The 23826-nt window shown below is 69.7% G+C and carries 15 protein-coding genes and 1 pseudogene; 4 read left to right on the plus strand and 12 right to left on the minus strand.

Annotation, left to right across the window (positions count from 1 at the left end; genetic code table 11):
- The 7 genes and pseudogenes from A5702_RS05120 to A5702_RS05150 all read right to left on the minus strand — a co-directional run.
- Positions 1 to 622, minus strand: a pseudogene (locus tag A5702_RS05120) (DNA alkylation response protein); the annotation flags it as partial.
- Positions 623 to 673: 51 nt separating this feature from the next.
- Entirely contained in the window at positions 674 to 1504 is an 831-nt protein-coding gene (locus A5702_RS05125) for a PHB depolymerase family esterase (RefSeq protein WP_068218780.1), read from the minus strand.
- Between the two features lie 10 nt (positions 1505 to 1514).
- Positions 1515 to 2270, minus strand: coding sequence for a deoxyribonuclease IV (locus A5702_RS05130; RefSeq protein ID WP_068218781.1), 756 nt, complete (start codon positions 2268 to 2270; stop codon positions 1515 to 1517).
- Positions 2271 to 2406: 136 nt separating this feature from the next.
- Positions 2407 to 6357, minus strand: coding sequence for a DNA-directed RNA polymerase subunit beta' (locus A5702_RS05135; protein WP_055401252.1), 3951 nt, complete (start codon positions 6355 to 6357; stop codon positions 2407 to 2409).
- Between the two features lie 42 nt (positions 6358 to 6399).
- Positions 6400 to 9921, minus strand: a complete 3522-nt coding sequence (locus A5702_RS05140) for a DNA-directed RNA polymerase subunit beta (protein WP_156669496.1) — start codon at positions 9919 to 9921, stop codon at positions 6400 to 6402.
- Positions 9922 to 10317: 396 nt separating this feature from the next.
- On the minus strand, positions 10318 to 11328 hold the full coding sequence (locus A5702_RS05145) for an ABC transporter ATP-binding protein (protein WP_055401248.1): 1011 nt from the start codon (positions 11326 to 11328) through the stop codon (positions 10318 to 10320).
- Positions 11329 to 11497: 169 nt separating this feature from the next.
- On the minus strand, positions 11498 to 12991 hold the full coding sequence (locus A5702_RS05150) for a carotenoid oxygenase family protein (protein WP_068218787.1): 1494 nt from the start codon (positions 12989 to 12991) through the stop codon (positions 11498 to 11500).
- 71 nt (positions 12992 to 13062) lie between these two features.
- Between A5702_RS05150 and A5702_RS05155 the strand changes: the two genes are divergently transcribed.
- On the plus strand, positions 13063 to 13737 hold the full coding sequence (locus tag A5702_RS05155; RefSeq protein WP_068218932.1) for a TetR/AcrR family transcriptional regulator: 675 nt from the start codon (positions 13063 to 13065) through the stop codon (positions 13735 to 13737).
- Positions 13738 to 13786: 49 nt separating this feature from the next.
- Here the strand turns inward: A5702_RS05155 and rplL are convergent, their stop codons facing one another.
- The 5 genes from rplL to A5702_RS05180 form a co-directional block, all read right to left on the minus strand.
- Complete coding sequence (rplL, locus tag A5702_RS05160; protein ID WP_055401244.1) at positions 13787 to 14179, minus strand: 50S ribosomal protein L7/L12; 393 nt, start codon at positions 14177 to 14179, stop codon at positions 13787 to 13789.
- A gap of 33 nt (positions 14180 to 14212) precedes the next feature.
- Positions 14213 to 14848: a 50S ribosomal protein L10 gene (gene rplJ, locus A5702_RS05165; RefSeq protein WP_068218789.1), complete on the minus strand. Its 636-nt coding sequence runs from the start codon at positions 14846 to 14848 to the stop codon at positions 14213 to 14215.
- Between the two features lie 259 nt (positions 14849 to 15107).
- Positions 15108 to 16016, minus strand: a complete 909-nt coding sequence (locus tag A5702_RS05170; RefSeq protein WP_068218792.1) for an ROK family protein — start codon at positions 16014 to 16016, stop codon at positions 15108 to 15110.
- A gap of 5 nt (positions 16017 to 16021) precedes the next feature.
- Positions 16022 to 16633, minus strand: coding sequence for a malonyl CoA-ACP transacylase (locus A5702_RS05175; RefSeq protein ID WP_068218795.1), 612 nt, complete (start codon positions 16631 to 16633; stop codon positions 16022 to 16024).
- Positions 16630 to 20784, minus strand: a complete 4155-nt coding sequence (locus A5702_RS05180) for an NEW3 domain-containing protein (RefSeq protein ID WP_068218798.1) — start codon at positions 20782 to 20784, stop codon at positions 16630 to 16632. Before A5702_RS05180 ends, A5702_RS05175 begins: the two co-directional genes overlap by 4 nt.
- Positions 20785 to 20845: 61 nt before the next feature.
- Here A5702_RS05180 and A5702_RS05185 point away from each other — a divergent pair, with 61 nt between their 5' ends.
- The 3 genes from A5702_RS05185 to A5702_RS05195 all read left to right on the plus strand — a co-directional run bounded on the left by A5702_RS05185 (position 20846) and on the right by A5702_RS05195 (position 23817).
- Positions 20846 to 21418 carry a DinB family protein gene (locus A5702_RS05185; RefSeq protein WP_068218935.1) on the plus strand — a complete coding sequence of 191 codons (573 nt, stop codon included), beginning with the start codon at positions 20846 to 20848 and terminating at the stop codon, positions 21416 to 21418.
- A 144-nt stretch (positions 21419 to 21562) separates the two neighbouring features.
- The gene (locus tag A5702_RS05190; protein ID WP_068218801.1) at positions 21563 to 22909 is read left to right on the plus strand and encodes an AarF/ABC1/UbiB kinase family protein; all 1347 of its coding nucleotides are present in this window, start codon (positions 21563 to 21565) and stop codon (positions 22907 to 22909) included.
- Positions 22909 to 23817 (plus strand): alpha/beta fold hydrolase, encoded by a 909-nt coding sequence (locus A5702_RS05195; RefSeq protein WP_068218802.1) that lies wholly within the window; start codon positions 22909 to 22911, stop codon positions 23815 to 23817. The genes A5702_RS05190 and A5702_RS05195 overlap by 1 nt, the downstream gene beginning before the upstream one ends.
- Positions 23818 to 23826 lie beyond the last annotated feature (9 nt).

Genomic DNA, 23826 nt, shown 5'->3' on the forward strand with positions numbered 1-23826 from the left:
GGCCCGTCAGGCTGTAGCTGCCATCACCGTTGGGGGTCGCCTGTGTGGTTCCGGCCCGCACGTCGGAGCCGCCCTGCTTCTCGGTCATCGACATGCCGGCCGTGATGCCGCGCTTGGTGGGCGCCGGCTTGAGCTCGGGATCGTATTCGCGGCTGGTCAGCAGCGGCTCGTAGATCGCCGCGAGTTCGGGGTTGTAGCGCAGGGCGGGGACGACGGCGTAGGTCATCGAGATCGGGCAGGTGTGGCCGGGCTCGACATTCCAGACCGACATTTTGGCGGCCCGCACCACATGCGCACCCGGTCGCTCGTCGGCCCACGGCGCGGCGTGGATGCCGTTGGCGATCGCCGTGCGCATCAGCTCGTGATAGGCCGGGTCGTATTCCACCTCGTCGACCCGGTGACCGTATTTGTCGTGGGTGTGCAGGACGGGCCTGTTGCGGTCGGCGAGCTCGCCCCACCGCTGGGCTTCGCGGCCGCCGGCGATCGCGCCGACCTGGTTCACCTCCTCCAGACCCCACTCCCCACCCTCGCGGATCAGGGCGTCGGCGAGGACCGCCGAGGTCGCGGGGTTGTAGTTCTCCAGCGGTGGGACCTGGTTGGTGACGACATGCGTATCCGACATGCCCCTCATGTTACATTTTTGCGACAGTCGCACAAGAGGTGTAACAGAACGTCACCGCGGGTGTGCGCTGAAGAAGTCCCACAGTGTCCGGGTGGCGAACGGGGGCCATTCGTGGCCGCCCTGATCGATCGTGATCAGCGTGACGCCGCGGTTGCCCGAGCATCCTGCCGTCAGCGTGGTGATCGGGCCGTCGGTGGTGGTGGCGGGGCTGCCACATTGATCCACGTTGCGCCAGAACGTGTTCACGCTGGGCACCGACGGGCCGTTGATGACGCTGAAGCCCTGCCCGCCCGCGTAGGGCACCAGCCGATCCGCCGTGCCGTGGATGTGCATGATCGACGCCGGGCGCGGGCTCGGGCAGCCGGTCAGCTGGGTGCCCGCGACCGGACCGATCGCGGCGAAGATGTCGGTGGCGCACGCCAGCGTGTAGGACATGATGCCCCCGTTGCTCATGCCGGTGACGTAGACCCGGGCCGGATCGGTGCCGACGTTCTTGGCGATGTCGGCGACGGCCGCGCGGATGAAGGCGACGTCGTCGACGCCCTCGCGCCCCGGCCGCCCACAGCAGCCCTCCCCGTCGACGTTCCAGGCCCGTTCGAGCCCATCCGGGTAGGCGACCACGAACTTGGCCGCATCGGCCAATTCGTCCCAGCCGTAATCCCTTTCGACCTGCCGAGCGCTCCCGGAGTAGCCGTGCAGCACGACGACGAGCGCAGCGGACGCCGGCGCCCCGGCGGGCTCGTAGAGCCGGTAGCTGCGGTCGTGCCCGCCCGCGTTGATGTGGTGCAGGCTGGTGCCCTGGACGAAGCCCGAGGGCGGCGCCGCCGAACAACCCGCGATCAGAAGGACCACCCCGAGAAGGGTTGCGAGCCTGCCGAACACGGGTCGCGACTCAGCCGCTGGTTTTTTCCCGCAGGAATGCGATGTCGTCCTTGCGGCCCTCGTCGGCGGTCTCGCAGATCACCGGCGCGTCGGCGGCCTTGACCACCGCGACGAGCAGCTCGGGGTCGATCTGGCCGGTGCCGAAGTTGGCGTGCCGGTCGGCGCCCGAGCCCGCCGCATCCCTCGAGTCGTTGCAGTGCACCAGGTCGATGCGTCCGGTCAGCGCCCTGATCCGGTCGACCGCGTCGATCAGCGCCTCACCCGCGGCCCACGCGTGGCAGGTGTCCAGGCAGAAGCCAATCCCCTTGTCGCCGATGTGATCCCACAGCTTGCCGATGGTGTCGAAATAGCGCGCCATCGCGTGGTCGCCCCCGGCGGTGTTCTCCAGGTACACCGGCACGTCGGTTTCGAGGTAGTCCAGCGCCTTGACCCACCGCTCGAAGCCGGCCTGCATGTCGTCGTCGTCGGCGTGGCCGCCGTGCACGATGACGGCCGTCGCGTTGATCTCCGCGGCCGCGTCGCAGGTGTCCTGCAGGATCTTGCGCGACGGGATGCGGATGCGGTTGTTCGCCGATGCCACGTTGATGAGGTACGGCGCGTGGACGTAGAGCGGAACGGCCGACGCCTTGAGCGTGCCGGCGTCGTCGCGGGGCTTCGGCTTCTTCCAGCTCTGCGGGTTGCCGAGGAAGAACTGCACCACGTCGGCGCCGTCCGCCTGCGCGGCGGCCAGCGGGTCGTCGTTGTGAACGTGTGAACCGATGAGCACGCGGCCAGTCTAGTGCCGTGTCACCGACGCGAGCGTCACACCAGCGCAACGTTGGGTCGCGATCGCCACGCTGGCGTGACACCCGGCGCACGAAAAAGCCCCGGGCGAACCCGGGGCCTTTTCGTTGTTGACTCGACTAGCGGTAGTCGCTGTACCCGTAATCGTCCAGCGGCACCGCGGCACCGGTGGCCTGGCCGAAGTCCGGGCTGTAGTACTGATCCTCGTAGGACGGGATCGTGTACGCGGCGGCCCGGGCCTCCTCGGTCGGCTGCACCTGGATGTTGCGGTAGCGGTTGATACCGGTGCCCGCCGGGATCAGCTTTCCGATGATCACGTTCTCCTTCAGACCGTTGAGCTTGTCGCTGCGGCAGTTGATCGCCGCATCGGTCAGCACTCGCGTGGTCTCCTGGAACGACGCCGCACTCAGCCACGAGTCCGTGGCCAGCGACGCCTTCGTGATACCCATCAGCACCGGGCGGCCCGCCGCGGGCTCGCCGCCCTCGGCCACCACCCGACGGTTCTCCGCCTCGAACTCCGCACGGTCGATCAGCGAGCCGGGCAGGAACTCCGTCGAGCCCGAGTCGATGATGGTGACGCGGCGCAGCATCTGGCGGACGATCACCTCGATGTGCTTGTCGTGGATCGACACACCCTGGGCGCGGTAGACCTCCTGGACCTCGCGGACCAGGTGGATCTGCACCTCGCGGGGGCCCTGCACGCGCAGCACCTCGTGCGGGTCGGCCGAGCCCTCCATCAGCTGCTGGCCCACCTCGACGTGGTCGCCGTCGGACAGCACCCGCTCCGAGCCGTCGTCGTGCTTGAACACCCGCAGCCGCTGGCGCTTGGAGAGCTTGTCGTACACGACCTCCTCGCTCCCGTCGTCGGGAACGATGGTGATCTTGTAGAAGCGCTCACCCTCCTCCAGCTGCACCCGCCCGGTGACGTCGGCGATCGGCGCCTTGCCGCGCGGGACGCGGGCCTCGAACAGCTCCTGGACCCGGGGCAGACCGCCGGTGATGTCCTCACCGACACCACCCTGGTGGAAGGTACGCATGGTCAGCTGCGTGCCGGGCTCACCGATGGACTGGGCCGCGACGATACCGACCGCCTCGCCGATGTCGACCAGCTTGCCGGTCGCCATCGAGCGGCCGTAACAGGTCGCGCACACGCCGGTGCCCGTGGTGCACGTCAGCACCGAGCGCACCTTGACCTGCGTGATGCCGGCCGCCAGCAGGGCGTCGATCTCCGGGTCGCCCAGGTCCTCGCCGCGCGCGACGACGACGTTGCCGGCCTCGTCGACCGCGTCGGTGCCCAAAGTCCGCGCGTACGCCGAGGTTTCGATGTACGGGTCGCGAATCAGGGTGCCGTCGGCCTGACGCTCGGCGAGCTCGACGATGATGCCGCGCTCGGTCTCGCAGTCGTGCTCGCGGACGATGACGTCCTGGCTCACGTCCACCAGACGACGGGTCAGGTAACCCGAGTCGGCGGTGCGCAACGCGGTGTCCGCCAGGCCCTTTCGGGCGCCGTGCGTGTTGATGAAGTACTCCAGCACGGTCAGGCCCTCGCGGAACGACGACTTGACCGGACGCGGGATGAACTCACCCTTCGGGTTGGTCACCAGGCCCTTCATGCCGGCCAGCGTTCGGGTCTGGGTGAAGTTACCCGTGGCACCCGAGTCGACGATCGTGATGATCGGGTTGTCGCTGGGGTAGTGCTCCCGCAGCGCCTGACCGACCTCGTCGGTGGCTTCCTTCCAGATCTCCACCAGTGCCTCGTTGCGCTCGTCGTGGTTCAAAGCGCCTCGCTGGAACTGCTTTTCGACCTTCTCGGCCCGCTCCTCGTACTGGTCGAGGATCTCCTTCTTGCGCGGCGGGACCAGCACGTCGGCCATCGACACGGTGACACCGCTGCGGGTGGCCCAGTAGAAGCCGGCGTCCTTGAGCTTGTCGACGGTCTGCGCGACGACGATCATCGGGTAGCGCTCGGCCAGGTCGTTGATGATCGCGGCCTGCACCTTCTTGTGCATCTGCTTGTTCACGAACGGGTAGCCCACCGGCAGCAGCTCGTTGAACAGCACCCGGCCCAGCGTGGTCTCGGCCATCCAGGCGTCGCCCGGCTGCCAGCCGTTGGCACCGAACAGCTCGGCCTCGATCTCGGTGGGCGGACGCAACTGCGTCAGCCGCACCTTGATCTTCGCCCGCACCGACAGCACGCCGCGGTCGGCGGCCATGATCGCCTCGGCCGGCGAGGAGTACACGCCCACCTCCGGGGAATCCTTTGCGGCGGCCTGGAATTCACCCTTGTCACCGTCGACCTCGGTGGTCAGGTAGTACAGGCCGGTCACCATGTCCAGACGCGGCATGGCCAGCGGCCGGCCGGAGGCCGGCGACAGGATGTTGTTCGAGGACAGCATCAGGATGCGGGCCTCGGCCTGCGCCTCCGCGCTCAGCGGCAGGTGCACGGCCATCTGGTCACCGTCGAAGTCGGCGTTGAACGCCTCACACACCAGCGGGTGCAGCTGAATCGCCTTGCCCTCCACCAGCATCGGCTCGAAGGCCTGGATGCCCAGCCGGTGCAGGGTGGGTGCGCGGTTCAGCAACACCGGGTGCTCGGCGATGACCTCTTCGAGGACGTCCCACACCTGGGGGCGCTGCCGCTCCACCATGCGCTTGGCGCTCTTGATGTTCTGCGCGTGGTTGAGGTCGACCAGCCGCTTCATCACGAACGGCTTGAACAGCTCGAGGGCCATCAGCTTGGGCAGGCCGCACTGGTGCAGCTTGAGCTGCGGGCCGACCACGATGACCGAACGGCCCGAGTAGTCGACGCGCTTACCGAGCAGGTTCTGACGGAACCGGCCCTGCTTGCCCTTCAACAGGTCCGACAGCGACTTCAGCGGGCGGTTGCCCGGCCCGGTGACCGGGCGGCCGCGGCGGCCGTTGTCGAACAGCGCGTCCACCGACTCCTGCAGCATCCGCTTCTCGTTGTTGACGATGATCTCGGGCGCGCCGAGGTCGATCAGCCTCTTGAGGCGGTTGTTGCGGTTGATGACCCGGCGGTACAGGTCGTTCAGGTCGCTGGTGGCGAACCGGCCACCGTCCAGCTGCACCATCGGGCGCAGCTCCGGCGGGATCACCGGGACGGCGTCTAGCACCATGCCCATCGGCGAGTTGCCCGACTGCTGGAAGGCGGCGACCACCTTGAGGCGCTTGAGGGCGCGAAGCTTCTTCTGCCCCTTGCCGTTTCGGATGACGTCCCGCAGCGAGTCGGCCTCGGCGTCGATGTCGAAGTTCTCGATCAGCTTCTGGATCGACTCCGCACCCATGGCGCCGGTGAAGTACTCGCCGTAGCGGTCGACGAGCTCGCGGTAGAGGTTCTCGTCGACGATCAGCTGCTTGGGGGCCAGCTTGGTGAAGGTGCTCCAGATGTCCTCCAGCCGGTCCAGCTCGCGCTGGGCACGGTCGCGGAGCTGGCGCATCTCGCGCTCGCCGCCGTCACGCACCTTGCGCCGCGCGTCGGCCTTGGCGCCCTCGGCCTCCAGCTCGGCCAGGTCGGCCTCCAGCTTCTGCGCGCGGGCCTCCAGGTCGGCGTCGCGCTGATCCTCAACGGCCTTGCGCTCCACCATCATTTCGGCCTCGAGCGTGGACAGCTCGTTGTGCCGCATCTCGTCGTCGACCGACGTGATCACGTACGCCGCGAAGTAGATGATCTTCTCGAGATCCTTCGGGGCGAGGTCGAGCAGGTAACCGAGCCGGCTCGGCACACCCTTGAAGTACCAGATGTGCGTGACGGGCGCGGCCAGTTCGATGTGGCCCATCCGCTCGCGGCGCACCTTGGCGCGGGTCACCTCGACGCCGCAGCGCTCACAGATGATGCCCTTGAAGCGGACGCGCTTGTACTTGCCGCAGTAGCACTCCCAGTCGCGAGTCGGTCCGAAGATCTTCTCGCAGAACAGGCCGTCCTTCTCGGGCTTGAGCGTGCGGTAGTTGATCGTCTCCGGCTTCTTGACCTCGCCGTAAGACCATTGCCTGATGTCCTCCGCGGTGGCCAGGCCGATACGGAGTTCATCGAAGAAGTTGACGTCGAGCACGTAACTCCCTTTCCCCTTGCGGGTTTAGATACCTAAAAGTGATTAAGCCAGGTCCTCGACGGACGCGGATTCGTTGCGGGACAGGTTGATTCCCAAGTTGGCCGCGGCCCGCTCGAGATCCTCGTCCTCGCCTTCGCGCAGTTCGATCGCCGCGCCGTCCGACGAGAGCACCTCGACGTTCAGGCAGAGCGACTGCAGCTCCTTGAGCAACACCTTGAACGACTCGGGGATGCCCGGCTCGGGGATGTTCTCGCCCTTGACGATCGCCTCGTACACCTTGACCCGGCCGACCGTGTCGTCGGACTTGATGGTCAACAGCTCCTGCAGCGTGTACGCCGCGCCGTAGGCCTGCATGGCCCAGCACTCCATCTCACCGAACCGCTGGCCACCGAACTGCGCCTTACCACCCAGCGGCTGCTGGGTGATCATCGAGTACGGGCCGGTGGAGCGGGCGTGGATCTTGTCGTCCACCAGGTGGTGCAGCTTCATGATGTACATGAAGCCAACCGTCACCGGGTACGGGAACGGCTCACCGCTGCGGCCGTCGAAGAGCACCGCCTTACCGTCGCCGTCGACCATCACCTCGTTGTCCCGGTTCGGCAGCGTGCAGGACAGCAGCCCCTGCAGCTCCGCCTCCCGGGCGCCGTCGAACACCGGCGTCGAGACGATCGCGTTCGGCTCCGCGCTCTGCAGCTCCTTGGGCAGGTTGGCGGCCCAGTCGGGCGAACCCTGAATGTTCCAGCCGGACTTGGCCACCCACCCGAGGTGGGTCTCCAGGATCTGGCCGATGTTCATCCGTCGCGGCACACCGTGCGTGTTCAGGATGATGTCCACCGGGGTGCCGTCCGGCAGGAACGGCATGTCCTCGACGGGCAGGATCTTGCCGATCACGCCCTTGTTGCCGTGCCGGCCGGCGAGTTTGTCACCGTCGGAGATCTTGCGCTTCTGGGCCACGTAGACGCGGACCAGCTCGTTGACACCGGCCGGCAGCTCGTCGTCGTCCTCGCGGGAGAACACCCGGATGCCGATGACCTTGCCGGACTCGCCGTGCGGCACCTTCAACGAGGTGTCGCGGACCTCGCGGGCCTTCTCACCGAAGATCGCCCGCAGCAGCCGCTCCTCCGGGGTCAGCTCGGTCTCCCCCTTCGGGGTGACCTTGCCGACCAGGATGTCGCCGTCGCGCACCTCGGCGCCGATGCGGACGATGCCGCGCTCGTCGAGGTCGGCGAGCACCTCGTCGGAGACGTTCGGGATGTCCCGGGTGATCTCCTCGGCGCCCAGCTTGGTGTCGCGCGCGTCGATCTCGTGCTCCTCGATGTGGATCGAGGTGAGCACGTCCTCTTCAACCAGGCGGTTGGACAGGATGATCGCGTCCTCGTAGTTGTGGCCCTCCCACGGCATGATCGCCACCAGCAGGTTCTTGCCCAGCGCCATCTCACCGTTCTCGGTGCACGGGCCGTCGGCGATGACCTGGCCGGCCTCGACCCGGTCCCCGGCGTCCACGATCGGCGACTGGTTGGCGCAGGTGCCGTGGTTGGAGCGCTCGAACTTACGCATCCGGTAGGTGTGCCGGGTGCCGTCGTCGGCCATCACGGTGATGTAGTCGGCGGAGACCTCCTCGATCACCCCGGCCTTGTCCGCGACGACGACGTCGCCGGCGTCGATCGCGGCGCGCAGCTCCATCCCGGTGCCCACCAGCGGCGCCTCGCTGCGCACCAGCGGAACCGCCTGGCGCTGCATGTTGGCGCCCATCAGGGCACGGTTGGCGTCGTCGTGCTCGAGGAACGGGATCATGGCCGTGGCCACCGACACCATCTGGCGCGGCGACACGTCCATGTAGTCCACCTCGGACGACGGCACGTACTCGACCTCGCCCGCCTTCCGGCGGACCAGGACGCGCGACTCCTCGAACCGGCCCTTCGCGTCGATCGGCGAGTTGGCCTGCGCCACCACGTGGCGGTCCTCCTCGTCGGCCGTCAGGTAGTGGATCTCGTCGGTGACCACACCGTCGACCACCTTGCGGTACGGCGTCTCGATGAACCCGAACGGGTTGACCCGGGCGTACACCGACAGCGAACCGATCAGACCGATGTTCGGACCCTCCGGGGTCTCGATCGGGCACATCCGGCCGTAGTGCGACGGGTGCACGTCGCGGACCTCCAGCCCGGCCCGCTCACGGGACAGACCGCCGGGGCCCAGCGCCGACAGGCGGCGCTTGTGGGTCAGACCCGACAGCGGGTTGTTCTGGTCCATGAACTGGGAGAGCTGGCTGGTGCCGAAGAACTCCTTGATCGCGGCGACCACCGGCCGGATGTTGATCAGCGTCTGCGGCGTGATCGCCTCGACGTCCTGGGTCGTCATCCGCTCGCGGACGACGCGCTCCATCCGGGACATGCCGACCCGGATCTGGTTCTGGATCAACTCGCCGACCGTGCGCAGCCGCCGGTTGCCGAAGTGGTCGATGTCGTCGGTCTCCACCGGCACCTCGATGCCGCCGGGGACGGTCATGACCGCGGGCTGGCCATCGGTACGGGCGTGGTGCAGGCGCACCAGGTACTCGATGGTGGCGACCACGTCTTCCTCGGTCAGCGTCGAGCTGGTGATCGGCTCGCCGGCGTGCAGGCCGAGCTTCTTGTTGACCTTGTAGCGGCCGACGCGGGCCAGGTCGTAGCGCTTCTCCTTGAAGAACAGGTTCTCCAGCAGGGTCTGCGCCGACTCCTTGGTCGGCGGTTCGCCCGGGCGCAGCTTGCGGTAGATGTCCAGCAGCGCCTCGTCGGTGCCGGCGGTGTTGTCCTTCTCCAGCGTGCCCATCATGATCTCGGAGAAGCCGAACCGCTCGTGGATCTGCTCGTTGGTCCAGCCCAGCGCCTTGAGCAGCACGGTGACGGGCTGGCGGCGCTTGCGGTCGATGCGCACGCCGACGGTGTCGCGCTTGTCGACGTCGAACTCCAGCCACGCGCCGCGGCTGGGGATCACCTTGACGCTGTGCAGCAGCTTCTCGGTGGACTTGTCGATGGTCTCGTCGAAGTACACGCCGGGCGAACGCACCAGCTGGCTGACGACCACGCGCTCGGTCCCGTTGATGATGAAGGTGCCCTTTTCGGTCATCATCGGGAAGTCACCCATGAACACCGTCTGGCTCTTGATCTCGCCGGTGTTGTTGTTGATGAACTCGGCCGTGACGAACAGCGGGGCCGCGTACGTCATGTCCTTGTCTTTGCACTCGTCGACCGGCGCCTTGACATCGTCGAAACGCGGGTCGGAGAACGACAGCGACATCGAGCCGGAGAAGTCCTCGATCGGCGAGAGCTCGTAGAGCACCTCTTCGAGGCCGCCCACCGGGCTGGGCTCGCCACGATCGGTGGCGGCCTGGCGCCAGCGCGGCGAGCCGATCAACCACTCGAATGAGTCGATCTGCACGTCGAGCAGGCCGGGAACCTCGAGCGGTTCGCGGAGCTTGGCGAAGGAAACTCGGTTGGGCGCTCCGGGCACGGAGCCGTTTAGGGAACTTCCATTAGAGGAACTTGTTGGGCGATCCGTTTTGCTCTGGCGGGAATCAGCCAAGATGCATCCTTCCAGCACCTCGTGCGACTCACGAATACCGGAACCACCGGTGGCGTTCGCCGCGAATTGTGTCGGTTAGGCCGGCGAACGAACTGTCCGTATCTCACGCGCACGATTAAAGAACTAAGCCGCTAGGAGGGGCTCAGGCTTAGACCACGGTGTCAGGTGGCGGGTGAGGTGGGCAGGAGGTAGCCAGCGCAACGTCCAACAATAGCGCAGGGCGGCGCATTCCTCAACTGTCCAGCACAACACATCCAGGGACATCGGCGCTGGCTGGCATCTCGACTTTCCGCTGGATACATGCTGCCCAACAGACTGGCCCGTTTACGGCCCGTCGTCAAGAGGGCGGGCCGCCGAGTTAACGCGGAGTTTGCGCGAAAACTCGGGCCGGGCGCGCTAGTCGCCGACCTCGTGCGCCCGGTACTTGTGGGTGCCCTCCATGTCGTCGATGATCGCGGCCTGGGCCTTCTGCGGCAGGGTGTGCAGGATCTCGCGCACCCGCGCCTGGCGGCGGCCGACCGCCTTGCGCTCCGGCATTCCGGGCGACGCGACGATCTGCGGCGGCACGCCCTCGATCTCCTCCACACCGCCGGCGTGCTGACCGGCCTCGAGGGCGGCCTGCTCCTCGGCCATGGTGGCCTCGTCCTTCTCCTCGGACATGCCGATCGGGCCGATGCGGCGGCCGTTGAGGAACTGCCGCACGACCGGCTCGTCGCTGGTCAGCAGCACCTCGCGGGGGCCGAACATGACCAGCTTGCGCCGGAACAGCATGCCCATGTTGTCCGGCACGGTCCGGGCGATGTTGATGTTGTGCGTGACGATCAGGACGGTGGCGTCGATCTGGGCGTTGATGTCGAGGATCAGCTGGCTCAGGTAGGCGGTGCGGACCGGGTCCAGACCGGAGTCGGGCTCGTCGCAGAGGATGATCTGCGGGTCCATCACCAGGGCACGGGCCAGGCTGGCGCGCTTGCGCATACCGCCGGAGATCTCACCGGGGAACTTCTTCTCGTCGCCGCCGAGGCCCACCATCTGCAGCTTCTCCATGACGATGTCACGGATTTCGCCTTCCTTCTTCTTGGTGTGCTCGCGCAGCGGGAAGGCGGCGTTGTCGAACAGGTTCATCGAACCGAACAGGGCACCGTCCTGGAACATGACGCCGAAGAGCGTGCGGATCTCGTAGAGCTCCTTGGCCGAACACTGCAGGATGTCGGTGCCGTCGATGACGACCGAGCCGCGCTCGGGACGCAGCAGACCGATCAGGGACTTCAGGAACACCGATTTGCCGGTACCCGACGGCCCCAGCAGGACGCTGACCTCCCCGGCGGGGATCTCCAGGGTCACGTCTTCCCAAATTCTCGACGATCCGAAGGACTTGGTGAGGCCGTTCACCTCAATAGCGACACCCATGGGAGATCCTTCCGTCGACGCTCATGCCCGCCACCTGCCCTTTTGTGTGGCATGAGTCACTGTAGCGCACGCTTGCTACGCGGCATCAGGGTTGCGTGGCACAGCCGGGAAAAATTGGCTGACCTGAGATCCGGCCGTCTCCGACGGCCGACGGACTATTCGACGCGCGTTAGCCAGTGGGCGCCCAGTTGCCGTGGAACCCCATCGGCACCCGCTGCGGCAGATGCACCGTGGCCACGGCCTCGAGCGTCCCCGCGTCCAGCAACACCAGCTGACCCTCGTCGCGGCCGCGGTGATACCCGTAGCCCATCAGAATGCCGTCGTCCTCGGCTGCTTCTTTTTCGGCGGCGCCGGGGTTGGGCACAAAGGACATCTCGCCGAGCAAAAGGTCGGGATCCAGCGGCGCGACCTCGCGGGCCCCGGTCGCGTAGTCGTGCTTGTACAGCGCGGACGCGCCACCGGCGAAGTACGCACCGACGGTGTAGCCGAACCGGTGCGGCGCGCCCAGCAGGTCCTCGTTGATGCGGGGAAACTCCTGCGGCTGGTCGTCGCGGCATTCGGTGGCCACGGCCCCGGTCGCCAGGTTGATGTTCCAGCGGTCCAGCGTGGGCGGGGCCTCGCCGGGACCGCGCCGGTCGCGGTCGAACATCCGCTCATAGCGCACCACGTCGAGCACCAAAACCTCGGCCCCGCCCCGCATCTCGGAGTAGGCGTTGAGCGGGTGGTAGACGTAGCACGGTTCGATGTCGAACCAGCGAATGTCCTTGTTGGCGCCCTCGCGTGGCATCACCCCGATGCGCGCCGGGTAATTCGGGTTCCAGGCATACGGCATCCGGTCGGAGTGCTTGGGGCTGCGGTTGGTCGCCACCGTGACCGGGCTCGGCAGCCGCACGCGTCCGATCAGCGACTGCATGGCCAGCCGGGCCGGCGCGCTCAGCCAGCGCGGCATGTGCACCGGCAACACCTGGATCGGGTCGAAGGTCACCGGCAGGTCGTAGATCACGACGTATTTGTCGGTCAGCGAGAAGTCGTGCATCATCGGCGAGCCCGACACCTCGATGTCGACGGTGCGACGGGCCCGCCCCCGGGTGTCGATCACCGAATACTGCACGGTCCGCCCGCGCGCGAATGAGTAAGAGACAGCGTGCAATTCGCCGGTGCGCGGGTCGCGATGCGGGTGGGCGGTGTAGCCGCCGGCCAGGGTGCCGTCGAAGTCGCACGTCCCGACGGTGTCCAGCTCATCGGTGAGCTCGTAGTTGGCCACCCCGCCCTCGACCAGCGCCAGGGTCCGCCCGGCGTGGGTGAGGACGTTGGTGTTGGCGCCCAGCGAGAGCATGCCCGCGCGGGGGTCGAGCCGGCCCGGCGCCCGCTCGCCCAGGGCGGCGCACAGCGACAGGCTGCGCACCCAGCGGTTGCGGTACCAGCGGGCCTTGCCGTCGCTCAGCGCGACGCCGTGCACCATCCCGTCGCCGCTGAACCAGTGATACGTGGCGGGGTCCACCTCTTCGGCGGGGTTGGGTCCGTTGCGCAGGTAGCGCCCGTCGAGGTGTTCCGGGATGCGCCCGGTGACCGGCAGGTCGGTCGCGGTGACCTCGGCGGCCACCGGCGCCAGCAGGCCCTCGAGATAGGGGTTCCGGGCTTCGGCGGTTTGCGTGGACGTCATCTCCGAGCTCCTATAACATTGATATGACGTTGTTATAGGAACCGTACGCCGCCGATGGGAAGATGGCAACGATGACCGCAGAGGTTGCACAGCCGCAGCGCAACGTGCGCGACGAGATGCTGGCCGTCGCGGTCGACCTGCTGCACGAACACGGCCCGGACGCGTTGCAGACCCGCAAGATCGCCGGCGCGGCGGGAACCTCGACGATGGCGCTGTACACCCATTTCGGCGGGATGCGCGGGCTGATCGCCGAGGTGGCCGAGGAAGGCCTGCGCCAGTTCGACGCCGCGCTGACGGTGCCGCAGACCGCCGACCCCGTCGCGGACCTGTTCGCCACCGGCGCGGCCTACCGGCGCTACGCGATCGAGCACCCGCACATGTATCGGCTGATGTTCGGCAGCACCAGCGCGCACGGCATCAACGCGCCGGCGGGCAACGTGTTGGCGCTGACGGTCGCCGAGATCGAGCGGGACATCCCCAGCTTCGCCCACGTCGTGCGGGCGGTGCAGCGATCGATGCGGGCGGGCCGGATCACCGTCGGCACCGCCGACGACGACCTCGCGGTGGTCAGCACGGCGGCCCAGTTCTGGGCGCTGGTGCACGGGTTCGTCATGCTCGAGCTCGCCGGCTTCTACGGCGACGACGGCGCGGCGGTCGGCTCGGTGCTCGGCTCGATGAAGTCGAATCTGCTTGTCGCCCTGGGCGATTCACCAGAACGCGCGAAACGGTCCCTGCGGCTGGGCTGAGCGCACGAAACCCCCGGAAGGTCGCTTCCGGGGGTTTCGTGACGTCGGGCTACTTGACGGTGACGGTGGCGCCGGCGGCCTCGAGCTTGGTCTTGGCCTCGTCGGCGGCCTCCTTGGCCACCTTCTCCAGCAGCGGCTTGGGCGCGCCGTCGACCAGGTCCTTGGCCTCCTTGAGGCCCAGGCCGGAGACGATCTCGCGGACCACCTTGATGACGCCGATCTTCTTGTCGCCGGCGGCCTCGAGGATGACGTCGAACTCGGACTGCTCCTCGGCGGCCTCGGCGGGCGCGCCACCGGCGGCCGGACCGGCCGCGGCGACGGCGACCGGAGCGGCCGCGGTGACCTCGAAGGTCTCCTCGAACTTCTTGACGAAGTCGGAGAGCTCCAACAGGGTCATTTCCTTGAAGGCGTCGAGCAGGTCGTCGGTAGACATTTTCGCCATGGTGTGTGGGTCCTTCCTGGTTTGGGTTTGGGGTTATTCGGCTTCGGCCGGGGTTTCAGAAGATTCCGTGGGCGTTTCCGAAGCTGGTTCCGGGCCGGGCTCCGCCGCCTCGGGGGCCGCAGGCGCTGCCGGGGCTGCCGGGGCTGCCGGGGCTTCAGCGGCCTTCTTTTCCTGCAGCGCGGCCGCCAGGCGGGCGACCTGCGAGGCCGGGGCGTTGAACAGGCCGGCCGCCTTGGCGAGGTTGCCCTTCATGGCGCCGGCCAGCTTGGCCAGCAGCACCTCGCGCGACTCCAGGTCGGCGATGCGCTCGACCTCGGCGACGGTCAACGCGCGACCGTCCATGTAGCCACCCTTGATGACCAGCGCCTTGTTGTCCTTGGCGAAGGTCTTGATGGCCTTGGCGGCGTCGACGGGCTCGCCGGTGACGAACGCGATGGCGGTCGGCCCGGCGAACAATTCGTCGAGACCCTCGACGCCGGCCTCCGACGCCGCCCGCTTGATCAGCGTGTTCTTGGCGACCGAGTACGTGGCCGACCCGCTCAGCGAGCGGCGCAGCTCGGCCAGGTTGGCCACGGTCAGACCGCGATACTCGGTGATCAGGGTGGCGGTCGCCTCCCTGAACTGCTCGGCGATGTCGGCGACGGCGGTGGCTTTGTCAGCCTTGGCCATGCGTACCTCCTGAAATGAAAGCCATGCGACGTGTCGTCTGTGATCACCCGAAAACGACGAACGCCCCGGCGCAGGATGCGGCCGGGGCGTGAAAAACGCCGGCGCGTGCCGGCGCTGCTGCCTCGTCCTCCTGCGTGGGCCGCCGGGATGCTCCCGGACCTTCAACCGATTGCTCGGTGACCGACGGTCTTCGGTGGATCGGCAACCAGGATAGCCTGGCCGTCCCCCGTCAGCCAAAACGGCGGCGTTCGGCGGCCGCTCAGCCCAGACCGGCCAGCCGGGCCGCGCCGACCAGGCCGGCCTGGCCGCCGAGTTCGGCGGGCACCACCCGCAGCCCGGCCACGAAGTCCAGGCGGGCGTATTCGGCCAGCTTCTCCCGTAACGGGTCGAAGAGCAGGCCGCCGGAGTTGGCGACCCCGCCCCCGATGACGACGAGGTCCAGGTCGCAGACGGCGCCTACCGAGGCGATCATCGCCGCCAACGCGGTGGCGCCCCGGCGAAACGCCCGGCCCGCCAACGCGTCCCCGGCCGCCGCCGCGGCGGCCAGCTCCCGCGCGCCCGCCGTCGGCGGCGCGGACCAGCCGTTGGCCCGCGCCCAGCGCACCATCGACGGCCCGGACGCGATGGCTTCGACGCAGCCGCGGCCGCCGCAGACGCAGGGCGGCCCGGCGTCCTCCACCACCACGTGCCCGACGTGACCGGCGTTACCGGTGCGGCCGGTGTACGGGATCCCGCCGAGCACGAGCCCGCCGCCCACGCCGGTGGACACCACCATGCCCAGCATGAAGCCGGCGTCGCGACCCGCGCCGCGCCAGTGCTCGCCCAGCGCCATGCACAGCCCGTCGCCGCCGAGCCGCACGGGCACCCCCGGCACCGCGGCCGCGACGCGGTCGCGCAGCGGGAACCGTTGCCACCCTTTGATATTGACCGGGCTGACGGTGCCGGCGGACAGGTCGATGGGCCCGGCCGAGCCGATGCCCACCGCGGCCACGCCGCCGTCGGCCGCGCGCAGCGCGTCCGCGATCGCCGCGTCGACCGCGGCCCACACCTGTTCGGCCGCGCCGCCGCCCGGCGTGGGCCGGATGACCGTGTGCACCAGCGCGCCCGCGGGGTCGGCGAGGCCGGCGGCGATCTTGGTGCCGCCGATGTCCAGGCAGAGGGTGAGCATCGCGATCAGTGCCGGTGGACGTTGTCGGGTTGGCGGGGGTCGCCGGGATGCTCGTAGCCGGGAGACAGCCGCACCAGCTCGGCCCGTCGCGCGTCCAGCCACACGCGGAACGCGCGCCGCCGCGCGGCGCCCAGCAGATGCGCGGCGATCAATGGCCGCACGTCGGCCAGCGGCGGGGAGACCGGCGACGGGGAGCGCCAGCCGTGCGGCCGGCGGCTCGGCTCGGCGAACCGCAGCGGGTTGCGGGCGTGGTACGCGGCCACCTCCTCATCCGTTACGCGCACCGCGGCGGTGACATCGGCGAACAGGGCCCGCGCGCGGGGGTCCGCCAGCGCGGCCGCGGCCACGCTGCCGATTTCCAGCCGGGCCGTCGCGTCGGGCAACAGCTGCGCCTCGCTCGGCGCGGCGCGCCCGCTGAGGCCGCGCGCTTCGGCCTCGGCCGCGACCACCCGCTCGGTCACGATCAGCTGGGTCAGCCAGCGCCGCAGTTGCCGCCCCTCCCCGGTGCCGCCGGCCGGCAGGGCGGCCGCGCCGGGTCCGCCGCGCAGCCGCGCCTCGGCCGCATCGACCTCGTCGACCAACACCGGGGCGCCGGCCACCGTCGCCACCACGCTCATGTCACGCGCACCTCCACCGCCGGGGTGTAGAGCAGCCGGCCGGCGCAGCCGACCCGGACCAGGGCCCACCACCGGCCGGGCTCCAGCCCGGGCGGCGGGGTCACCGAGAAGCGGAGGCCAACGGTGTCGCGGGCGGGCAGCACCGCGCCCACCGCGGCGGGCCCCAGCCACTCCCAGGTGCCCCACGGGCTGATCAGGTGGGCCTCGAGCGCCAGGTCCGCCCCGGCGCGGCTGCCGACCGTGACGGTCAGCGCCGCCGTGCCGCCGGCGGCCAACTCCACGCCGGCCGGCCCCTCGGCGAGGTAGATCAGCTCGGCCTCGTCGCGGGCGCCGACCTCGACCAGGCACACGTCCTCGACGGTCTGGCGCCACGCCTCCGGGATCTGGTCGCCGCCGAGGCGGAGCTGCGCCCGCACGGGGTAGCGCCCCGGCTCGACGCCGGCCGGCACCGACACGGCCACGTCGGCCTCGCGGTGCTCGCCGCCGCGCAGGGTGAGGGGCAGCTCGTCGGGCTTGGCCGACCAGCCCTCCGGACACACCAGGGTGACCGTCCCGGTCACGGTGGCGTCGCTGCAGTCGCTGGCCGCGGTGAGGCGCAGCACGACCTCGTCGCCCGGCTCGGCTTGCACCCGCGCGGGATGCAGGTGAGCGACCGCCGGCAGCCCGCCGAGCGGCGCCGGGCCCCGGTTGTGCAGCCAGTAGCGCGCGTACAACGGCTGGGCGGCCTCGGCATCGGGGGCCAGCGCTCGGGATCGCGCGGGGGCGTGGGGAGCGTCGAATCGGGCCAGCACGGTGGCCACCTGGCAGCCGTGCAGCTCGAGCGGGCGCCGGCCCGCGCCCGGGGTTTCCAGGTCGGCTTCGAGGAGGTCGGCGCCGCGTGGGTCGCCGATGGCGCCGACGTCCGAGCCGAGCGTCACGCCGGTCCCCGACCCCGTCGTCTCCACCAGGCGCAGCGCCACCTCGCGCGGGTCGACCGGTCGGGCGCGGCCCGCCGCCAGCGGGTTGCCGGCCGCCTTGAGGGCCGCCAGCTGCACCGCGCCGGCGGGCTCGACGGTCAACAGGGAGCCGGCCGCGGGCAACGGGCCCGGCGCCCGGCCGGTGGCGACGGCGAGCAGCGGGTGGGAGAACTCCGCGCTGCGGGCGGGGACCCGGGCGCGCCGCCAGTCGCCGTCGCCGCAGACCAGCGCGTAGTCGAAATCGTGCGTCCAGTGCTGGAGTTGGAAGTTCGAGCCGTCCGGGGCGGTGCGGCGCGGTTCGTCGATCCAGGTGCCCGAGGGCCAGCCGGTGCAGGAGCGCATCAGCGCGGTGTGCATGGTCCCGTCGGTGTCGACGGCGAAGCTGGGCACGCCCCGGTTGAGCAGGGCGACGGTGCGGTCCTCGAACTCGCCGCCGACGGCAGGCGCCCGCTGGCTGACTGAGATTTCCGCGTCGGCGAGGTCCTCGACCAACGCGGCGATCGCGGCGGCCAGGCTGTCGTCGTCGCGGCCGGCGATCACCAGCACCGGCAGCGCCGACGGCGCGCGCAGGTCGGCGCCGGGCGTCCACACCGCCGCGAGCGGCCTCGCGGCCGGCACCCACACCCGCGCCCGGCCCGTCGCCGCCAGCTGGCGGTCGAGCTCCTCGCGGTACGGCCCCAGCGCCGCGTCGGCGAAGGCGTTGCGGGCCGGTCCGCCCAGCGCGATGCGCACGTCGGGCAGGTTCGAATCGACGTCGAGGTGGCCGTAGCGCTGCTTGGCGGCGCCGCTGCAGGTGGCCGTCACCCCGGCGCGGACCAGCGCGACCATCAGCTCGCGCGCGAGCGGTCCCGACACCGCCTCGTCCGGCGTCACCACCTCGGCCACCGAGATCGCCCGCACGCTGTCGCCGACCCGGACCCGCGCGGCCGAGGACAGGCCGAACCAGCCGTGGGCCGGGTTGTCCAGCGTCCACGGGTGCCGCGCGGTGTCCACCGAGCGCGGGCCGTCGTGCAGCAGGGCGAACCCGCGCCCGACGACGGCGTCGCCGACCTCGCTGACCGGCATGGCGCCCGGCACCGGGCAGGGCCAGCGCAGCCGCACCAGGCGGTCGGCGCCGGTGAACCCGTCGATGGTGGTGCGGCAGTCCAGCCGCGGCACGCCGCGCCACAGCGTCAGGGTCTGGGTGTAGCGCAGCAGGGCGCCGATCCGCCCGGTGACGACGAGCCGCTGCCCCAGCGGGCCGTGGTAGGCCTGCGCGGCGGCCGGCGACTCCGACGAGCACACCACCGGCCCCTTGGGCAGCAGGTGCCACGGGCCCTCGCCCTGCGTCGGGTGCGACGCGTACTCCTCGTAGACGGCCAGCTCGTTGCCCACCCGGTCGGCGGCGAGCAGTTCGCGGCCGTCGCGAACCAGCGACGCGACTCCCCCGCCGCGCGCCGGATCGACCGCGACGCGCAAATGCTCGTTGGCGATCACCGGGCCGGGCACCGGCTCCCAGCCGGTGGGCTCGCCGCCGGGAACCAGCCGGTAGGCCCGCCACCCCAGCGACGGCACGTCACGCGCCAGCCAGGTCACCGTCCGGCCGCCCTGGCCGACGTGCGCGGGCAGCTCGGCGCCGTCGGCGTCCAGCACCCGGGCCCCCGCGGCCAGCGGCGGGTCGAGCCGCGCGGTGACGACGTCGGTGCGCGGCTGCGCCAGCGGATTCCAGACGACGACGTCGCCGCCGACGGTTTCCGACAGCACCGCCAGCGACGCGTCGCGGGCGGCGCGGCCCAGCTCCCAGGCGTCCCGCCAGCCGGTCAGCAGGTCGAGGTAGACCTGGTCGGATTCCGAGCCGGTGATGGCGTCGTGGTGGGCGCCGTAGGCCAGCTGCACCCACGCCTTGGCCAGCGCCGCCTGCGGATACTCGGCGCCACCCAGCAGCCCGGCGAACACCGCGAAGCGCTCGGCCTCCAGCACGGCGTGCTCGGCGGCCCGGTTGGCCTGTTTGGTGTCGATGTACGACACGTCCTTGCCGGTGTAGATCGGGTTCATGTCGCGGGTCTGCGGTGACGGGGCGCGGCCGCGCTCGGCCAGCTCGGCGCGCACGGCGGCGAAGAACTCCCGCGGCAGCGCGCAGACGAACCGCGGCCAGGTGTAGCGCTCGGCCCAGTCGCGGTGGATCGCGGTGACCCATTTGTTCGGCGGCGTGTAGTCGGTGCCGACGGGCAGCAACACGTTGCGCGTCAGCGCCACCTGCTTCAGCAGCTCGAACTGCTCGAGGGTGGCCTCCTCGGCCTCGGCCAGCGAGGTCGACGAGTCCATCCACCAGCCCGCCGAATAATGGGCGGGCATGTAGTGGGTGAGCAGCCCGCGTCCCGACGGTGAAATCCACTCGAACTCGCTGCTGAACTGCATGCGGTTCACGTCGCCGTCGCCCAACGCCGGGCCCCATTGGTGGTGCGGGCCGCGGGCCCACGAGCTCGACGTCAGCCCGGCGTCGGCGGCCATCCCGGGGAATTGCGGGTCGTGGCCGAACACGTCCAGCTGCCAGGCGGTCTGCGGGTGGGCGCCCAGCACGTCGCGCTGGAACCCGATGCCGTGCACCAAATTCCGGATCGTGGTCTCCGGGCCGGTGAGGTTGGTGTTGGGTTCGTTGTACGTGCCGCCCATCACCTCGACGCGGCCCTGCGCGATGAACCGGCGCAGGTCGGCGCGGTCCTCGGGCCGGGTGTCCCAGTACGGCTTGAGGTAGTCCACCTCGGCCAGCACGAACTTGTACTCGGGCTCCCGTCGGGCCATCTCCAGGTGCGCGTGCACCAGCTCGAAGCCGTTGGTCTGCCGCGCGCGCCCCGGCGGGTCCTCGGCCCACTCGCTCGTGTACGCGCCCTGGGTGTTCCACCAGACCGGGTCGTAGTGGAAATGGCTGACCATGAACATGGTCCAGCCGGGCTCGCCGACGACGAATTCGAAGGGCTCGATGAAGTCGCCCGCGTGCACCCGTGCCGCCCGCCGCTCGCCGACCACGGGGTTGCGCACCGCGACCGGCACCTCGACCAGCTCGCCCGCGGCCACCGCCTCGCCGGCCAGGCCGTCGCCGTCCACGCGGACCCGCGTCGACGCGGCGGGGCCGCGGAGCGTGACGCGGACCAGCTGCGACGGCGCGTCCGGCGGCCCGACGAAAAGCTCGGTCGAGCGCGCCGAAACCACCTGCATCCCCGCACTTTACGGCGCGCCGGCGATCTACGATCTGCTAATGCCCGCCCTTGCCCCGCCCGTGGCCGACGAACGCAGCGCCCTGCGCGAATACCTGGCGTTTCACCAGAGCGCGTATTTCGCGATCAGCTACGGCCTCACCGACGAACAGGCCCGGTCCACGCCCTCGGTGAGCGCGCTGTCGATCGGCGGGCTGATCAAGCACGCCACCGGGATGCAGCGCAGCTGGATGAGCCGGGTCGCCGCCGCGCCCGACGCGCCCCCGAAAGACACCCGCCCGTTCGAGCAGATTTCGCAAGAGTTCGCCGACCAGCACGTGATGCGGCCCGACGAGACGCTAGACGGGCTGCTGCGGGCGTTCGAAGCCCAGAACGCCGAATCGCTGCGGCTGGTCGAGACCGCCGACCTCGACGCGGCCGTACCGGTTCCCAAGGACATCCCCTGGTTTCCGAAGAATCAGGAGGCCTGGTCGGTGCGCTGGGTGATCCTGCATGTGATCAACGAGCTGGCCCGGCACGCCGGGCACGCCGACATCATCCGCGAAACCATCGACGGCGCCACCATGTACGAGCTGATCGCGGGGCTGGAGGGCTGGGCGATCAGCGGGTGGGTCACGCCCTGGCGGAAGCCGTGAGCGCCCGGCCGTCACCGAACGTGTAATCAGGGCGGAATTCGGCCCCGAACGTCGCCGTGAGTGCACGCTCGGCGGCCCGAGCGTGGAGTGAGCGCGGTCACAGCGAATTGGAGCTTGACACCGCCGATTTGGCAGACTGCTGGAATGAGTTCTACCAAGCATCGCGAGGTGGCCAGGCTCGACCGGGTGCCGCTGCCGGTCGAAGCGGCCCGGGTGGCCGTCACCGGATGGCAGGTCACTCGCACCGCCGCCCGCGTCGTCAGCAAGCTGCCAGGCAGGGGTCCATGGCAGCAGAAGGTGATCAAGCAGCTCCCGCAGACCTTCGCCGACCTCGGCCCGACGTACGTCAAGTTCGGGCAGATCATCGCGTCCAGCCCGGGGGCGTTCGGCGAATCGCTGTCCCGCGAGTTCCGCGGCCTGCTCGACCGGGTGCCCCCCGCCGACACCGACGAGGTGCACAAGCTGCTCGTCGAGGAGCTCGGCGGCGACCCCGCGGAGCTGTTCGCCAAGTGGGAAGAGGAGCCGTTCGCGTCGGCGTCGATCGCGCAGGTGCACTACGCGACCCTGCACACCGGCGAAGAGGTCGTCGTCAAGATTCAGCGCCCGGGGATCCGCCGCCGCGTCGCGGCCGACCTGCAGATCCTCAAGCGCTTCGCCCAGGCCGTCGAGCTGGCCAAGCTGGGTCGCCGGCTTTCGGCGCAGGACGTGGTCGCCGACTTCTCCGACAACCTGGCCGAGGAGCTGAACTTCCGGCTGGAGGCGCAGTCGATGGACGCGTGGGTCTCGCACCTGCACGCCTCGCCGCTGGGCCGCAACATCCGGGTGCCGCAGGTGCACTGGGACTTCACCTCCGAGCGGGTGCTGACCATGGAGCGGGTGCACGGCATCCGCATCGACGACGTGGCCGCCATCCGCAAGGCCGGGTTCGACGGGGTCGAGCTGGTGAAGGCGCTGCTGTTCTCGCTTTTCGAGGGCGGGCTGCGGCACGGGCTGTTCCACGGCGACCTGCACGCGGGCAACCTCTACGTCGACGATCAGGGCCGCATCGTGTTCTTCGACTTCGGGATCATGGGTCGCATCGACCCCCGCACCCGGTGGCTGCTGCGCGAGCTGGTGTACGCGCTGCTGGTCAAGAAGGACCACGCCGCGGCCGGCAAGATCGTGGTGCTGATGGGCGCCGTCGGCACCGTGAAGCCCGAGGCCCAGGCGGCCAAGGACCTCGAGAAGTTCGCCACCCCGCTGACCATGTCGACGCTGGGCGACATGTCCTACGCCGACATCGGGCGGCAGCTGTCGACGCTGGCCGACGCCTACGATGTCAAGCTGCCCCGCGAACTGGTCTTGATCGGCAAGCAGTTCCTCTACGTCGAGCGGTACATGAAATTGCTCGCGCCCAAATGGCAGATGATGTCCGACCCGCAGCTGACCGGTTACTTCGCCAACTTCATGGTTGAGGTGAGCCGCGAGCACCAGTCGGACGTCGAGGTCTGATGGAGATCCGCGCCGGGAACGCCACCTCGGGCGGCGAGGTGAAGCTGTATTACGAGGACATGGGCGACGTCGACGCCCCGCCGGTGCTGCTGATCATGGGGCTGGGCGCGCAGCTGCTGCTGTGGCGAACCGGCTTCTGCGAGCGGCTGGTCGACCACGGGCTGCGCGTCATCCGGTACGACAACCGCGACGTCGGCCTGTCGACCAAGACCCGGCATCGCGGCGCGGGCCAGCCGCTGCTGACGCGGTTGGCCCGCTCCTGGGTGGGCCTGCCCAGCCAGGCGGGATACAAGCTCGAGGACATGGCCGACGACGCCGCGGCCGTGCTCGATCACCTGGGCATCGAGCGCGCGCACATCGTGGGCGCGTCGATGGGCGGCATGATCGCCCAGATCTTCGCCGCGCGGTTCCGCGAGCGGACGAAAACCCTGGCAATCATCTTCTCCAGCAACAATTCGGCGTTCCTGCCGCCGCCCGGCCCTCGCCAATTGCTGGCGCTGATCAAGGGGCCGGCGCCGAGCTCGCCGCGAGACGTGATCGTCGACAACGCGGTCCGGGTCAGCAAGATCATCGGCAGCCAGCGGTATTTGGCGCCCGAGGAGCAGCTGCGCGCCGAGGCCATCGAAAGCTACGAACGCAGCTATTACCCCTGGGGCGTCGCCCGGCATTTCGACGCAGTGCTGGGCAGCGGCAGCCTCAAACGCTACAACCGGCGAATCGCCGCCCCGACCGTCGTGATCCACGGTCGGGCCGACAAGCTGATGCGGCCGTTCGGCGGCCGCGCGGTGGCCAGGGCCATCGACGGCGCTCGATTGGTGTTATTCGACGGGATGGGACATGATCTGCCCCAGCAGTTGTGGGATCCGGTCATCGGCGTACTGACGAGCAACTTCGCCAACGCGAGCTGAACCAAAATC

Source organism: Mycobacterium sp. E3339, assembly GCF_001666915.1.
Classification (GTDB): Bacteria; Actinomycetota; Actinomycetes; order Mycobacteriales; family Mycobacteriaceae; genus Mycobacterium.

Coding starts and splice junctions, on each gene's coding strand:
- A5702_RS05145 (WP_055401248.1), bottom strand. CDS start 11,328: ATGGGTGTCGCTATTGAGGTGAACGGCCTCACCAAGTCCTTCGGATCG.
- A5702_RS05150 (WP_068218787.1), bottom strand. CDS start 12,991: ATGACGTCCACGCAAACCGCCGAAGCCCGGAACCCCTATCTCGAGGGC.
- A5702_RS05155 (WP_068218932.1), top strand. CDS start 13,063: ATGACCGCAGAGGTTGCACAGCCGCAGCGCAACGTGCGCGACGAGATG.
- rplL (WP_055401244.1), bottom strand. CDS start 14,179: ATGGCGAAAATGTCTACCGACGACCTGCTCGACGCCTTCAAGGAAATG.
- rplJ (WP_068218789.1), bottom strand. CDS start 14,848: ATGGCCAAGGCTGACAAAGCCACCGCCGTCGCCGACATCGCCGAGCAG.
- A5702_RS05170 (WP_068218792.1), bottom strand. CDS start 16,016: ATGCTCACCCTCTGCCTGGACATCGGCGGCACCAAGATCGCCGCCGGC.
- A5702_RS05175 (WP_068218795.1), bottom strand. CDS start 16,633: ATGAGCGTGGTGGCGACGGTGGCCGGCGCCCCGGTGTTGGTCGACGAG.
- A5702_RS05180 (WP_068218798.1), bottom strand. CDS start 20,784: ATGCAGGTGGTTTCGGCGCGCTCGACCGAGCTTTTCGTCGGGCCGCCG.
- A5702_RS05190 (WP_068218801.1), top strand. CDS start 21,563: ATGAGTTCTACCAAGCATCGCGAGGTGGCCAGGCTCGACCGGGTGCCG.
- A5702_RS05195 (WP_068218802.1), top strand. CDS start 22,909: ATGGAGATCCGCGCCGGGAACGCCACCTCGGGCGGCGAGGTGAAGCTG.